Here is a 13,958-nt window from a genome sequence, read left to right as displayed (position 1 = left end):
ATCGCTCATCACTTCACTCCGCAGGTGCTGCCCGGCCCGGAATCGAGATCGAGGCAGCGACCGTCATAGGCGCCTTGCGGCGCCGGCAAATTGATCCATGCCGAAAGGGTGGGGGCAATGTCCACTGTTTCAACGGGCGATGGCTGTTCAAAGCCGGTCATCCCCTTGCGCCAGAACAGGATCGGCACGCGCCGGTCATAGTCCCAGGGCGAACCGTGGGTGGCGACATAGCCCGGCCCCGGCTGGGGCAGCGCCATGACCCCGCGCCGCAGCATGACCACGAAATCGCCCGAGCGCGGGGCATAGAACGAAGCGCGCGCGCGCTGGATCAGGCTCCAGATTTCAGGCGATCCGGACGGCATCGGCGTGGCCGCGATTTCAGCGGCGGTGAACACGCTCGCGACTTGCGGATTGGCCACCAGGATGGCACGTGCGGCTTCCACCACGGCGGTCTTTTGCGCCGCGGGCAGATCGGCCTTGACCCAGAAATCACCGGCCGCGCCATCGCCCAGGATCAGCCCCTGTGCCGGCAGTTGCAGCCGCGCGGCGACTTGCTCGCTCAGCGCCTTGGGCAGCAGCGCCACATCGGCGCGGGCGGCCTGGGGCAGCGCTTCGCGGTTCTGCCGCTCGGGCATGTCGAACCCGCCGTGGTCGGCCGAGAGCACCACGCCGTAATCGATGTGGCGCGCATTGAGCGCTGCAAAGAACGCCCCCAGCGCCTGGTCGACCGTGGCCAGCTGGATGCACATTTCCGGCCCTTGCGTGCCGGTGCTGTGCCCGACGTAGTCCGTGGCCGAAAGGCTGACGGCCAGCATGTCGGGCGCCGGCCCTTGGCCCAGCTTCATCGCATCGACGAGCTTGAGCGCCAGATCGAGCGTCGCCTGGTCCAGCCGGGGCGAAGCGCGGAACGCCGTGGCATCACCTGCCGCCAGGGCAAAGTGGCCAGTGCCCACTGTCGCGCTGCCGGCCTGGATCGCGCCTTCGCGCGGGGCGCAGAACGCGGGCAACGGCAGGGCCGGGGCGCCCTTGGCCAGCAGCTTGGCCACGGCGGCGTTTTCCTGGCTGGCGGCCGGTATGGCGGTGCGGCCATCCAGCGTGACGAAGGCATTGTTCTTCCACCACCACACCTGGTCGATCACATGGCCGCCCATCATCAGCGCGGCGCGATCCTTGCCCGAAACCGCCACGTTGCGCGCGGCGGGCCACTGCTGCTTCATCCGCTCGCCCAGGGTGGGCACCAGCAGGTGGCCCACACTCGCCACGTAATCCTTGGGATCGGCGGCCGCCTTGGTCTCGTCCTCGGCGCAATAGACCTCTTTCTTGGGCCGTGCGGCAGACTGGTCGATCCAGGTGTTGGCGATGATGCCGGTGTGCGCCGGGCGATTGCCGGTGAGCAGGGTGGAATGGCCAGGGCAGGTCTCGGTGGCGGCGTGGCTTTGATAGCCGGCCGGGAACACCGCACCGGTCGCCAGACGCGCCAGGCCGCCCGTGAAATGGCTGCGATATTCGGCAAACAGGTCGGCCGAGAACTGGTCCATCGCCAGTGCGATCAGCAGGCGCGGCGGGGTCGCGGCAGCTGATGTCGCAGGGGCCGTGGCAGGTGTGGGTGCCGGCGCCGCCGATGCCGGCGCAGCGGCGATCGTGGCGGCCGCAATGGCGGCAAGGGCGGAAGTCAGGAACCGGGTCTTGTGCATGAAGTCACCTCAAGGGGATGCCGCCGCCGATGTCTATCCCGCCCTTGGGGTATTCACCAAGGGGCGTTCTGGACGGGGCGGGCCATGTGCCGTACATCGCGCGGGCGAACGACCGATCCTTCGCGCCGGAGACGGAGAACCTGTGCCCCTGTTGCAGCGGTTGTGGACCAGCCTGATGTGCGCCCCAGAGCGCCAGATAGCGCACTTGAACGTGCCATTGCGCGCGATTGTTGCAGCCGTGTGGCTGCTACCGTTCGCGCTGATGGGCGGGCCTGGGGTGCATGCCCAGCAAGCCGCGCATATTCGCGCCACGCTGCTGGCCGAGGGCCCTGCCCTGCCTGGCCAAACCGTTACCATGGCCGTGCTGATGGAGCCCGAGGCCGGTTGGCATGGCTACTGGAGCAATCCGGGCGATGCCGGGCTGCCGCTGTCGCTGGATTGGACCCTGCCGGCGGGCGCCAAGGCGGGGGATCTGCAATTCCCCGTGCCGCGGACGCTGGTGGTGCAGGGGCTGATGAACCATGTCTACGAACAGGCCTATGCCGTCTTGGTGCCGGTAACGCTGCCGGCCGATGCGCGCGTGGGCAGCACCCTGGCAGTCAGCGCGAAAGCGCAATGGCTGGCCTGCACGAACCAGATCTGCGTGCCCGAGCGCGCCAGCCTGATGGGCACGATCACCGTGGGCAGTGGCGCCAAGGATGGGCGCTTTGCCGCCTGGCGCGCCGCCCTGCCCGCGCGGCTGGACCAACCCGCCCGGTTCGAAGCGACACCGGCCGGGCTGTCGCTGGCCGTGCCCTTTCCCGCCAGCGCGGCGGTGGATGATCCCCACTTCTTCATCGGCGCGCAGGGCCTGGTCGATTATGCCGCGCCCCAGGCGTTCCGCCGCCAGGGTGACTGGCTGATCGTCGACCTGGCGCGGGCCAAGGGCGCCTTGCCCGAACATCCGCAAAGCGTTTCGGGCGTCCTGGCACTGGGGCCCGGCGCCGGCGGCCTGGCGATCACCGCCACGCCTGGTGCGGTGCCCAAGGGCGGCACCCCTATCGGCGGCAGTGCCAAGGCTGCGTTTTCATGGGGCACCTTGGCCCTGGCCATGCTTGGCGCGCTGGCGGGGGGCCTGATCCTCAACGTCATGCCTTGCGTCTTTCCGATCCTCAGCCTCAAGGCCATGGCCCTGGCACGCGGCAACAGCCGCCACGCGCGGGCCGAAGGGCTGGCCTATAGCGCCGGCGTGATCCTCGCCTGCCTGCTGCTGGGCGCGGTGCTGCTGGCACTGCGCGCGGGCGGCGCGCAAGTGGGCTGGGCGTTCCAGCTCCAGAACCCCGGCGTCGTGGCCGTGCTGGTGCTGCTGGCCACCGCGATTACCGCCAACTTTGCCGGGCTTTACGAACTGCCGGGGCTTTCGGTGTCGCGCAGCGGCGCCAGTGCGGGCACCGTGGGCGGCGCCTTCGGTACCGGGCTGCTGGCCGCTTTCGTGGCGACGCCCTGCACCGGGCCGTTCATGGCCGCGGCGATGGGCGTGGCGCTGGTGCTGCCGCCGCTGGCGAGCATGGCCGTGTTTGCCGCACTGGGCTTGGGCCTGGCGCTGCCGTTCCTGCTGATCGGCTTTGTCCCGCCGCTGCGCCGCATCCTGCCGCGCCCAGGGCCATGGATGGATCGCTTCCGCCGCGCCATGGCCGTGCCGATGGGGCTCACCGTCGCGGCGCTGCTGTGGCTGGCCTGGCGCCAGGGTGGCTGGGGCCTGGTCGCCGCCGCCACCATCCTGGCGATCGTGCTGCTGGCCATGCTGGCCCTGGCCGAGCGCCAGCGTCGCCAAGGCCGACGCGTGACGGCTTGGGTCGCACCGCTGGCTCTCGCCCTGGTCGCCGCCGCGCTGTTCGCCGCGCCGCGCCTGGCCGCGCGACCTGCGACTGAAAGCGACGGCCTGCCTGGCGCACAACCGTTCAGCCAGGCCACGCTCGACCGCGTGCGCGCCAGCGGCAAGCCGGTGTTCCTCTATTTCACCGCAGACTGGTGCCTGTCATGCAAGGTCAACGAAAGCGTCGCGATCGACCGCGAGGCTACGGCCAAGGCCTTCGCCAAGGCCGGCGTGCAAGTGATCGTGGGCGACTGGACCCGCGCCGATCCAGCCATCACCACGTTCCTCACCACGCAAGGCGCGGCCGGCGTGCCGCTCTACCTGTGGTACGCCCCCGGCGCGGCAAGCCCTGCCAAACTGCCACAAGTGCTCACCCCGCAGACCCTGCCGGACCTGGCGGCCAAGACCCAACAAGACGGTTGACCACCCCGCCCCCCTGTGGCAATCGCGCCCCACCCGAGCGGGTGTAGCTCAATGGTAGAGCAGCAGCTTCCCAAGCTGAATACGAGGGTTCGATTCCCTTCACCCGCTCCAATTCCCGGTCTCAGGGCATCCCCGACAGCTTTACAAGCCGCTGAAATCCGCGGCATTTTTCAGGGCATCCGGCTGGCGAAGTCTCGCCTCATGCCATGCTGGGCCGGACCTATGTTGTTGACGATATGGCATGCCCGGCGTCAGCTCCCAACCAATGCGAGACGTTCAGGTACGGCCGTAGGCATATCGGCTTGCGCTGGAACCGGTCACTTGTGAGTATGAGAACTGCCGGCCGGCTACGCGCCTTGCCGGGCGTTCCAGTGCTCCGCACCAAACCCAGAAACCGGCCCTTGCCGCTTCCATGCGCGAATGACCTTTGACAATGCAGCCTCATGCTCAATAGGATCTGGTGAGTAATTGGCATTAAATATCTGGTCAGCCGCGCTTTTTCTGTTTTTCCGCCAGCGCGCTAGCCTTATAGAACAGACGCCATGAACGCCACCGAACTGCCGCTGACGGCGCAAGCCGTGCTGGTTACTACCACGGCGGATGCGGACGTGATCGAAGTAATCGCCACCAGGTCCACCGGCACGCAGGCCATCGACCGACGCACCTATCAGGTGCAGCAGAGTCCACAATCGGAGCAGAAAAGCGCGACGCAACTGCTGCGCGGCCTGCCTGCGGTGACGGTCACGCCCGAAGGCGAAGTGCTGCTACTCGGCTCGGGCAACGCGGCAATCTATGTCGACGGGCATCCCTATGTGGGCGACGCCCGGCAATACCTGCGCACCCTTCATGGTAGCGACATCGAGCGGATCGAGGTGCTGACCAACCCGTCCGCCCAGTTTTCTGCCGAAGGCACCGGCGGGGTGATCAACCTGGTGTTGCGCAAGAACAGGCGAATGGGCTGGTCGGGCAACGCCAGCCTGGAAAGCTCAACTTACGGCTATGGCTTGGTCGACACGACGCTGCACTACAAGCGCGGGGCCTGGTCCTATGAAGTAAAGGCCGGCAGCAATATCGGCACAATGGGGCGCTGGAACAGTTCCGCGCTGCGTAGCGTTGAACCGGCCACCGGCGGCGCAGCCACGAGCAACAGCCAAGATATTCGCTCCGCCTATCGCGGCACCGTCGGCCGACTGAGCGGCAAGGCGACCTATGCGGCCGATGCCAGGAACAGCGTGACCCTGGCCCTGGGCGGTGGCGGCGGGCACGACATCAACATGACGCGCACCGATTATCGCGGCATTACCACCGATTTCGCCTCGTTCTCGGAAGATCGCCGGCTTGACAGCCGGGCCAGCTTTTTGACCGGCGAACTCGCTCTGGATCATCGCGGCGCGCGGGAGCGGGAAGCGCTGACTGCCTCCGCGCAAGTCTATACGAACCCCATGCTCGACGATGTGACAAATGCACGCTTCACCAATGGCGGCGCCTTCACGACACGCCTGCGTCATCCCAGCACCACGATCGACACGCAGGCAGGCTGGAAGCACCCCATGGCGCGCGGGCAGTTGCTGGCGCTGGGTGCGACCTGGCACCGCGATACGACCAGGCAGGATTACAGCCTGGTGACCACCGCCGCTGATGGCACACGCAGCAACGGCGCGGCCGACCATTTTGACGGCAGCAGCGAGACCTTGGCGGCCTATGCCACGTTCCAGCAGATGCTGGGCGCGGTTACTCTTGAGCCTGGGCTACGCGCCGAGCGCAACGTGCGTCAGGTGGCCGGCGCCAGCGTGAGCGACGAGCTAACCAGCGCGCGTCTTGCACGCACGGCACTGTTTCCCTCGCTGCACTTGCAATACCTCGCCAGCCGGCGGCTGACGTTCACGGCCAGCTACAGCCAACGCATAGAGCGTGCCCCGCTTGACTACCTGCGCTCCTATGCCGTGGTGGACGACGCGCTGACCGTGTTCCGGGGCAACCCCGCCCTGCGCGACCAAACTACGCAGGCCTATGAAGGCAGCCTGCAATATCGGCCCGGCAAGATCGAAACCAATCTCACCGCGTTCTGGCGCACGACCGGCAACGTATGGAGCACCACCTACGCCGTCAACGCGGCGGGGGCGAGTGTCTATGGCTATGTCAACGCCGGCCGCCGCCGAACCGCCGGCGCCCAGTTCGACCTGAGCGCTCCGCTGCTACGCCAGGTAAAAATCACGCTCAGCGCCAACCTGTTCGACCAGCGCAACCCGGTGGAAACCCAAGCCGGCATGACGCCCGAAAGCGCCCCGATCGCCCACAGCCTGCGCGCCACCACCAGCGGCACGCTGGAATGGACCAACCAGACGCGCGACTCCCGCGCCTGCCCGGTGCCGGGAGATGTGGTGCAGCTACAATGGTCGTACAACAACCCGCAACATCAGTACCAGATCCGCAACGCGCCTTGGGCCGAAGTGAGTCTGGCCTGGACGCACAGCTTCGCCAAAACCCTGTCCCTCTCCACCACTCTTCTTGCCCCCGGTCGCACCCGCCAGGACCTCCTTGCACCGCTGGTGCAACAGCAATCCTGGCGCCAGCGCCGGCCGCAATTGCAGGTGAAGCTGGTTAAGACGTTAGGATGATGCAGTGTGCGGGCTGTCTCTGATAGGTCGTGCTCTGGGCGATGGGCGTCGTTGGCTGCACAGCAAAACGCAGAGTACTCAGCATGGGGAACGGGAACTGAATTTTCGATCTTAAAAAATAATCTTTTAAAATAAATGCCATACAACCATATTCGAGTCTTCTCGACCGCGCCAGTACCTCTAAGGCATGGCGACGGCAGTTACCTGACCCAAACGCGATGGCCGCCCTCGCTTTGCTGCTCCAGCCTGACGGCTCTGCCGGTGAAGCGCTGCGCAATGTCGATTGCAGTGATCAGATGCTGGCTGGGCTTGACCGTGGTGAAAGCACCGCCACCTGCCAATACAAAGGGCAGCACCAACTGATCGGCCAGATAGGGCCCGGCGAAGGCGTCGCTTTCCAGATAGCCGCGCATCCGCGCCGCCGCGGTCTTGCCCAAGCGCTCCGCCGTCACGCCCATCTGGCCGAAGCCACTGACGATTTCCGTCGCCCCTTCATAGCGCGCCTCCAGCATCAGGATCACGCCAGGGCCCTGATCTTCGGGCAATTGGCGGATGGCAAAGTCAGCGGCCTCCCAATTCGGCAAATCCTTGCGGGCACGGTCGAGCATGCGCTGCGGAATTTCGCCGGGAAGGCCGCAATAGGCCGCCTGCGCACCCACGCCCAGCAAGGCCCCGCGCCCGGTGCAGTCCACAGGTGCCAGCGGCGCGGGCGCGATCTCCACCTCGATTCGCCCGCCGCCGCGCGGGTAGAAGCCATGCCGCACCAGGCGTGCTGACACACGTGGTCCCATACGGTTGATGATGGGCAGAAAACAGCGCTCGATAAAGTCGAAGGGCGGGGCCAGCATGTTGTGCGTGCCCCCTTCCAGCACCAGGCGCGAGGGGCCATCGGCCAAAAGCAGCGGCATCAACACCGTTTGCAGCACCAGCCCGGTGCTTCCTGCTGTGCCGATCGCAAAGTGATAGTCCCCCGCCCGCGCCGTGCCGGGGTGAAAGGTGAGATCGCACGAGCCCACCGTGAGCCCGCTGCACGTGCTGCCGGAAATGGCCGCCGCAGCCTCCACCGCGGTCACATGCTGGCGCATCAGGCCGGGCTTGGAGCGCTTGGCGCGGATGTTGGTGATGCGGAAAGGCTGGCCGGTGACCAGCGACAGCGCGCATGAATTGCGCACCATCTGGCCACCGCCCTCGCCTTCCGATCCGTCGATGATCATCATTTCTAATCTGTGTCCGTAACCATGAGGACAGTCGCGATGCCCCTGCGAGTGTCAAACCACAGGAATGTTCCATCCCAAGCCACGTCCAAGAACCAATCCGTCCATGGCATCCAATTTACCCAAGTGTTCGTTTCGGAGAATCGCTGCTCGCATACTGATTCCATGAGGCCGGTCGCCAACTTCAAAGCGGCTTCGTCCGACCCATTAAATTTGCGATAGGCACCGCCTTCGCGAATCCAGTCGGCCAATCGACCATATGCGGTTAATGTGCCCTCCATTTGGAAAGCGCAGATTGTTGGTTTAATCCGTTCCACTGGGGGTAAAATCTCTTTGACCAAAGTGTGCCTGAAAAATCGTCCCAACAAATCGAATTCATTCCAGCGATTGCGCGAAAGCGCCCATCGTACTGCGGGCGCGGCATCGATTTCAAACTGAGCGATTTTCGCACCGCCATTAACGTGCGTACTTACCAACGCACGAACGACCGACCTTATTCTCTCGTCCGCTTGCCGAATTGGAGTGATGACTGTCCGGTCCCAATCGCTTGCAACCGCGATCGGATCCGGACAGTCGGACTGCCAATCAATGTCGCGAAAATCCATCATCACCCCTTCACGCAGACCACTTGTTTCAACGTGTGGACGATCTCGACCAGATCGGCTTGCGCCGCCATGACGGCCTCGATCGGCTTGTACGCACGGGGCGTTTCATCGATCACGCCCACGTCCTTGCGGCACTCCACGCCTGCCGTATCGGCGATATGGTCGGCCAGGCTGACCAGGCGCTTGGCCGCGGTGCGGCTCATCACGCGGCCTGCGCCATGCGAGCAGCTGTCAAAGCTCTCCGCATTGCCAAGGCCCCGCACGATGAAGCTTTTGGCCCCCATCGAGCCGGGGATGATCCCCAGTACGCCCTTGGCCGCACGCACCGCACCCTTGCGGGTGACCAGCACGTTCTCGCCGAAATGGTTTTCGCGCGTCACGTAGTTGTGGTGGCAGTTCACCGCTTCCAGTTCCGCCTCGAACGGCTTGGCAATCTGGCCCCGCAATGCGGCGATCACATTGACCATCATCATCCGGCGGTTGAGCGCGGCAAAATCCTGCGCCCAGCCCACCGCTTCGACATAATCGTCGAAATGGTCGGTCCCTTCGGGGAAGTAGGCGAGGTCCGCGTCGGGCAGGTTGATGTGCCACTTGCGCATGTCCTGCTTGGCCAGCTCGATGAAGAACGAGCCAATCGCGTTGCCCACCCCGCGCGAGCCGGAATGCAGCATCACCCACACCCGCGCTTCCTGGTCGAGGCACAGTTCGATGAAATGATTGCCCGTGCCCAGCGTGCCCAGGTGCGTGAGGTTGTTGGTGTTCTTCAGGCGGGGATGCTTGTCGCAGATCCGCGCAAAGCGCACCGCCAGGCTGGCCCATGCCTCGACAATGGCAGCCGGCGGGTTACCCCACGAACCACGATCGCGCTTGCCACGCCCCACGCTGCGCCCATGCGGCACGGCCTGTTCGATGGCACTGCGGATGCCTTCCAGATTGTCGGGCAAGTCATGCGCCATCAGCGAGGTGCGCGCGGCCATCATGCCACAGCCGATGTCCACCCCCACCGCCGCCGGGATTACCGCGCCGCGCGTGGGGATGACCGAGCCGACCGTGGCGCCAATGCCGACATGCACGTCGGGCATGGCGGCGACATGCTTGAAGATGAACGGCATCCTGGCCGCGCGCACCAGTTGGTCGCGGGCCTGGTCTTCGACAGCCACGCCGCGCGTCCACATCTTGATCGGCACGCCGCCAGCGACATCGTGAAATTCATAAGTGGTCTCAGCCATCTCGGCCTCCCGCATGGTCATCATGGTGCCGGCGACGCGGCATTGGCAAGTCGCTGGCCGCCCATGGCAAAATTCGTTGTGAGGGGCGGTCTGGGGGCGGCCGGCCCATTCCGGCCGCCCCGCTTGCCGCTTACCTGTCGGGCTGTTCGACTGACCCGACGCAATACCATGTGCAGATGGCGTGCCAGTTTTGGGAATGATGCTTTGGAAATTTTGGAAAGCATTGATAATTAATGTATTTAAAATCTGTTTGCCGATTGAAGGCAGCAAAGCCCACCGCGAAAGTTAGGGAATTTGTATCTGGAAATATAAGCTGATATAAATTTCGCGCATGAAGCCAACCACCGTCATCAGCTTTCTCGGCTCCACGCTCGACGCCGCAAAATTCGGCCCTTCGCGCTGGATGAAGTGGCGGCCGTCGGTGGGGCTGTGCATGCATGAGGATTTGCGGGTGGATCGCTTCGTCATGATCCATGGCAATCTGCACAGCCGCCTCGCTGACTATGTGGCGCAGGACATTGCCTCGGTCTCGCCCGAAACGCGGGTGGAACGGCATGTCCTCGACTTCAAGGACGCCTGGGATTTTGAAGAAGTCTACGGCAAGCTGCTCGACTTTGCGCGGGGGCTGGCGCTGGACCCTGATGCCGAGGATGTGCTGGTGCACATCACCACCGGCACCCATGTCGCGCAGATCTGCCTGTTCCTACTGACAGAGGCGCATTATCTGCCCGGGCGCCTGCTGCAGACCCAGCCCCGGCGCGGCGCCCCCGATGCGGCAGGCACGTGGAGCGTGATCGACCTTGATCTCTCGCGTTATGACAGCATTGCCACGCGCTTTGCCAGCGAGAGCGCGGAGAGTTCCTCGTTCCTGAAATCGGGGATCGAAACGCTCAACCCCGCCTTCAACACGATGATCGACGAGATCGAGCAGGTGGCCAGCCGCACACGCGCGCCCATACTGCTGATGGGGCCAACCGGCGCTGGCAAGAGCCAGCTTGCCCGCCGCATTTTCGAACTGAAGAAACTCAAGCGCCAGATGACCGGCAGCTTTGTCGAGGTGAACTGTGCCACCTTGCGCGGGGACAGCGCGATGTCGGCGCTGTTTGGCCACAAGAAGGGCGCTTTCACCGGCGCGGCGGCGGATCGCGCCGGGCTTTTGCGCAGCGCCGATGGCGGGATGCTGTTCCTCGACGAAATTGGTGAACTGGGCCTCGACGAGCAGGCGATGATCCTGCGCGCCATCGAGGACAAGCGCTTCCTGCCCGTGGGTGCCGACAAGGAAGCGCAGAGCGAATTCCAGCTGATCGCCGGGACCAACCGCGATCTGGCGTCTTGCGTGGCCGCAGGCACTTTCCGCGAGGATCTCTACGCTCGCCTCAACCTCTGGACCTTCGCGCTCCCCGGCCTGGCCGAGCGGCGCGAGGATATCGCCCCAAACCTCGATTACGAACTCGATCGCCATGCCGAGCGCGAAGGCGAAAGGGTGACGTTCAACAAGGAAGCACGGGCCGATTACCTCGCCTTCGCGCTGTCTCCCGCCGCGCGCTGGTCAGGCAATTTCCGCGATCTGGCCGCCAGTGTCACGCGCATGGCAACCTTCTCGCCCAAGGGACGGATCGATGTTCCCGCCGTGGCCAAGGAGATCGAACGGCTCAAGCGCCTCTGGGCCGATGGCCCGGTCGATGGCGATGGGCTGGAACGCTGGCTGTCCGCCGATGCGCTGGCTGATCTTGACCCGTTTGAACGCGTGCAACTGGCCTTTGTTGTGCAAACCTGCGCCTCTGCCCGTTCCCTGTCCGAAGCAGGCCGCACACTCTTCGCCGCATCGCGCGTAAAACGTGCCAGTACCAATGACGCCGACCGGCTGCGCAAATATCTGGCGCGGTTCGGGCTGGGGTGGGATGATTTCAGGGGTGGCGGGTAAGCCCGCTAAACGCCCAACCATTCCAAGCCACCCGGCAAGTCGTCGGCGCTGAAATCCACTTGAAGAACGCGTCGATGCCCGGGCCGGCTGGCAGCATCGGAGGCATGAAGGATGGGCGTGGAATAGGCCCAGATGTCTCCCGCCTCGGCAAGGCAGGCAACAACGCCACATTCCGCCACCACCTGAGCTACCGAAGATTCCGGCACGCGGCCGCGGCAGTGCGACCCGGGAGCGATCAGCAGGGGAGCATTGATGGTAGGCACATCATCGAAATGAACCCGCAGCGTTACCATGCGCGACAGCAATTCTGCAGGAGGGGCAACGTGGAGCAGGCCCGCCTTGACTGACCATGGCCCAAAACCGGGCACCGCGATCCTATCACGCACGCAGATGGTACGATCCTGGTGCCAGCCCAACGACCAGTTGGTCGCCGCGCTCTTGTCGAACAGGATGGCGCGGACAGGCTTGGCTGCGGCGCCAAGGACGTTGCTGGCGATGGCACCGATCGAGCCGGACGGCGCCAGACAGGGGCGCAGCAGGCCCACTCCATGAATGCGGACACCCGCCTGATCGGGAGGCAGTCCTGCCGTTGCTGTCTGCAACTCCTGCAGGTCCGCCAAGGCTGCCCCGCGGAAGAGCTGCGCCCCATGTTCCGCGAGGCGCAGCGCATCAAGCGCGGTCATGCCAGCCACTTGGCCGCGCCTTGCTCCACTTCTGCCTTCGCCCGTCGCAGCAGTTCGGGGTGCCCTTCGGTCAGCACCTCCAGCAGGGCGGCAATCTCGTGCAGATAGACCCGGGCAAAGCCATCGCCGTGATCGACAATCGAGCGGGTGTTGGAAATCACATCGGCCAGCTTGACGGTCTTCATCTCGGCCGGGGCCTGCGCCAGATGCGCGCGGTCCATTGCCTTGCGGGCCGTGCGGTTGCCATCCTCGGGGCGGCTGACATCGGTGAGCCAAGCGACGCCTTGCGCAATGTCCTCGCCAAACTGGGCACGAACATCCTCAATGCTGGCCTCGGTATCCTCGACCACATCATGAAGCAGTGCCGCCGCAATCATCGTGGGCGTTCCACCGACCTCCGCCACCGTTCGCGCCACCTCCAGACAATGCAGCACATAGGGCTCGCCGGTATATTTGCGCTGCTGGTTGCCGTGCATGCGCGTGGCGAAGGCGCAGGCATCCAGGACAATCTGCATCACGGCAAGGTCTTGGGCAAACAACACGGTATCTCCAGGAGATCGGTGGGCGGGCGCAAAACCACCCACCGACGGCGTTCAAGCCGATCTTAGCTGAAACCGCTCTCCGGCATAGACCCTGACCGCGTTGCCACGTTCAAGCTCCTGATGGACCCGCCATTGCGATCTGCGCGCATCGTCTTGGGCTTGCCCGTGCCACTCTTCCAGCATGATCGCCAGTTTCAGCCGCGCCAGCTTGCGGTTGGCGTGCTGGGACCGCTGCTCTTGCGCGGTGGCGACAAGGCCTGTCGGCCGGTGCGTTGCCCGCACCGCGCTGTCGGTCTTGTTGACATGCTGCCCACCCAGCCCACCAAACCCAAGGCTCTCGCAAAAGCGCCGGGCAATGACCTGGCGGTTGAGGATAGCCCATCCCAACGCGGCGTCGTGGTCGGCCAGATAGGCTTCCGCTTCGGGACGACCGGCGGAGATGCCCTGATGCGCATCAGCCTGGCGATGCGCCTGCAGGATGGCTTGGCCCATCGTGGTGATGGAAAAACAGCATCGCGCCAAGCTGCAACGGCGGCTGCGCGCGGCCTTGCGCGGGCAGCGACTAATCTGCCTGGATATTCCGGACGATTATGCCTTCATGCAGCCGGAATTGGTGGAGCTGCTCAAGGCCCGTATGGCGCGGCATCTGCCGCCGGCATGATCGTGAATCGATGGCGGCTTCGGACGCACGTGATTGGACTTGGCAAGGCTGGCCTTTGCGGCGGCCGTTGACCGCTTGTGCATGCCATTTACGATTTGTCTAACCCGTCACCAGCCTCGGCCGGCGCCTTCCATCCACCAATTTGGGACGGCCTTATGTCCTGGATAGCCGTTCAATTCTATGTCGGCGCAAGATTTCTGCAGAAAAATTCTCTACAATTACATCGAGTCCGGCTGCTGCATCCACGTCGTTTCCGCAAACAAACAGGTCAACTGCCGCTTCACCGGTTTCTGGCCAAGTGTGGATTGAAATGTGGGATTCCGCCAGCAGGGCGACTCCGGTTACGCCCATGCCCTCTCCAAAGGCGTGGACATGGACACTCAATACCTTGGCGCCTGCCGCCAAAGCCGCTTGGCGCAGCGTAGCCTCGACCAGTTCGAAGTCGCTCAGTCGCTTCCCTTGGCACAAGTCTGCGAGCAGATGGACACTGGTGCCGGGCAAATGCGCCAT

The 13,958-nt window shown here is 64.6% G+C and carries 11 protein-coding genes, 1 tRNA gene and 1 pseudogene; 5 read left to right on the top strand and 8 right to left on the bottom strand.

Annotated features, from left to right (window positions below):
- Positions 1 to 8 precede the first annotated feature (8 nt).
- The gene (locus R9J51_RS05130) at positions 9 to 1,694 is read right to left on the bottom strand and encodes an alkaline phosphatase family protein (protein ID WP_179506039.1); all 1,686 of its coding nucleotides are present in this window, start codon (positions 1,692 to 1,694) and stop codon (positions 9 to 11) included.
- Between the two features lie 175 nt (positions 1,695 to 1,869).
- Here R9J51_RS05130 and R9J51_RS05125 point away from each other — a divergent pair, with 175 nt between their 5' ends.
- The 3 genes from R9J51_RS05125 (at position 1,870) to R9J51_RS05115 (ending at position 6,590) form a co-directional block, all read left to right on the top strand.
- Positions 1,870 to 3,972 (top strand): protein-disulfide reductase DsbD domain-containing protein, encoded by a 2,103-nt coding sequence (locus R9J51_RS05125; RefSeq protein ID WP_179506664.1) that lies wholly within the window; start codon positions 1,870 to 1,872, stop codon positions 3,970 to 3,972.
- Positions 3,973 to 4,009: 37 nt separating this feature from the next.
- Positions 4,010 to 4,083, top strand: a tRNA-Gly gene (locus R9J51_RS05120).
- A gap of 431 nt (positions 4,084 to 4,514) precedes the next feature.
- Complete coding sequence (locus tag R9J51_RS05115; RefSeq protein ID WP_179506038.1) at positions 4,515 to 6,590, top strand: TonB-dependent receptor; 2,076 nt, start codon at positions 4,515 to 4,517, stop codon at positions 6,588 to 6,590.
- 200 nt (positions 6,591 to 6,790) lie between these two features.
- Here R9J51_RS05115 and rtcA read toward each other — a convergent pair whose 3' ends face one another.
- From rtcA to R9J51_RS05100, 3 genes are read right to left on the bottom strand one after another with little or no spacing between them, the layout of a single operon-like run.
- Positions 6,791 to 7,807 carry an RNA 3'-terminal phosphate cyclase gene (gene rtcA, locus R9J51_RS05110; protein WP_179506037.1) on the bottom strand — a complete coding sequence of 339 codons (1,017 nt, stop codon included), beginning with the start codon at positions 7,805 to 7,807 and terminating at the stop codon, positions 6,791 to 6,793.
- 2 nt (positions 7,808 to 7,809) lie between these two features.
- Positions 7,810 to 8,412 carry a hypothetical protein gene (locus tag R9J51_RS05105; protein ID WP_179562292.1) on the bottom strand — a complete coding sequence of 201 codons (603 nt, stop codon included), beginning with the start codon at positions 8,410 to 8,412 and terminating at the stop codon, positions 7,810 to 7,812.
- Positions 8,412 to 9,638, bottom strand: a complete 1,227-nt coding sequence (locus tag R9J51_RS05100) for an RtcB family protein (RefSeq protein ID WP_179506035.1) — start codon at positions 9,636 to 9,638, stop codon at positions 8,412 to 8,414. Before R9J51_RS05100 ends, R9J51_RS05105 begins: the two co-directional genes overlap by 1 nt.
- 331 nt (positions 9,639 to 9,969) lie before the next feature.
- Here R9J51_RS05100 and rtcR point away from each other — a divergent pair, with 331 nt between their 5' ends.
- A complete protein-coding gene (gene rtcR, locus R9J51_RS05095; protein WP_179506034.1) occupies positions 9,970 to 11,562 on the top strand; it encodes an RNA repair transcriptional activator RtcR in 1,593 nt (530 codons plus the stop codon).
- Positions 11,563 to 11,567: 5 nt separating this feature from the next.
- On the opposite strand, the gene R9J51_RS05090 is transcribed toward rtcR, so the two are convergent.
- From R9J51_RS05090 to R9J51_RS05080, 3 genes and pseudogenes are all read right to left on the bottom strand, one after another.
- Entirely contained in the window at positions 11,568 to 12,245 is a 678-nt protein-coding gene (locus R9J51_RS05090; RefSeq protein ID WP_169475522.1) for a phytanoyl-CoA dioxygenase family protein, read from the bottom strand.
- Positions 12,242 to 12,787, bottom strand: a complete 546-nt coding sequence (locus tag R9J51_RS05085; RefSeq protein WP_432787861.1) for an HD domain-containing protein — start codon at positions 12,785 to 12,787, stop codon at positions 12,242 to 12,244. Before R9J51_RS05085 ends, R9J51_RS05090 begins: the two co-directional genes overlap by 4 nt.
- Before the next feature lie 51 nt (positions 12,788 to 12,838).
- A pseudogene (locus tag R9J51_RS05080) lies at positions 12,839 to 13,108 on the bottom strand (peptide chain release factor-like protein); the annotation flags it as partial.
- Between the two features lie 157 nt (positions 13,109 to 13,265).
- Between R9J51_RS05080 and R9J51_RS05075 the strand changes: the two are divergent.
- Positions 13,266 to 13,448 (top strand): hypothetical protein, encoded by a 183-nt coding sequence (locus R9J51_RS05075; protein ID WP_432787860.1) that lies wholly within the window; start codon positions 13,266 to 13,268, stop codon positions 13,446 to 13,448.
- Positions 13,449 to 13,601: 153 nt separating this feature from the next.
- Here R9J51_RS05075 and speD read toward each other — a convergent pair whose 3' ends face one another.
- Positions 13,602 to 13,958, bottom strand: a complete 357-nt coding sequence (gene speD / locus R9J51_RS05070; RefSeq protein ID WP_169475527.1) for an adenosylmethionine decarboxylase — start codon at positions 13,956 to 13,958, stop codon at positions 13,602 to 13,604.

Origin of the sequence: Novosphingobium rhizosphaerae (assembly GCF_050920675.1) — a bacterium.
Classification (GTDB): domain Bacteria; phylum Pseudomonadota; class Alphaproteobacteria; order Sphingomonadales; family Sphingomonadaceae; genus Novosphingobium; species Novosphingobium rhizosphaerae.
This window is presented reverse-complemented; position numbering and strand designations above follow the sequence as displayed.

What these genes read in the sequence shown, in the direction of transcription:
- R9J51_RS05130 (WP_179506039.1), bottom strand. Translation starts at nt 1,694, where the DNA reads ATGCACAAGACCCGGTTCCTGACTTCCGCCCTTGCCGCCATTGCGGCC.
- R9J51_RS05125 (WP_179506664.1), top strand. Translation starts at nt 1,870, where the DNA reads ATGTGCGCCCCAGAGCGCCAGATAGCGCACTTGAACGTGCCATTGCGC.
- R9J51_RS05115 (WP_179506038.1), top strand. Translation starts at nt 4,515, where the DNA reads ATGAACGCCACCGAACTGCCGCTGACGGCGCAAGCCGTGCTGGTTACT.
- rtcA (WP_179506037.1), bottom strand. Translation starts at nt 7,807, where the DNA reads ATGATGATCATCGACGGATCGGAAGGCGAGGGCGGTGGCCAGATGGTG.
- R9J51_RS05105 (WP_179562292.1), bottom strand. Translation starts at nt 8,412, where the DNA reads ATGATGGATTTTCGCGACATTGATTGGCAGTCCGACTGTCCGGATCCG.
- R9J51_RS05100 (WP_179506035.1), bottom strand. Translation starts at nt 9,638, where the DNA reads ATGGCTGAGACCACTTATGAATTTCACGATGTCGCTGGCGGCGTGCCG.
- rtcR (WP_179506034.1), top strand. Translation starts at nt 9,970, where the DNA reads ATGAAGCCAACCACCGTCATCAGCTTTCTCGGCTCCACGCTCGACGCC.
- R9J51_RS05090 (WP_169475522.1), bottom strand. Translation starts at nt 12,245, where the DNA reads ATGACCGCGCTTGATGCGCTGCGCCTCGCGGAACATGGGGCGCAGCTC.
- R9J51_RS05075 (WP_432787860.1), top strand. Translation starts at nt 13,266, where the DNA reads ATGGCTTGGCCCATCGTGGTGATGGAAAAACAGCATCGCGCCAAGCTG.
- speD (WP_169475527.1), bottom strand. Translation starts at nt 13,958, where the DNA reads ATGGCGCATTTGCCCGGCACCAGTGTCCATCTGCTCGCAGACTTGTGC.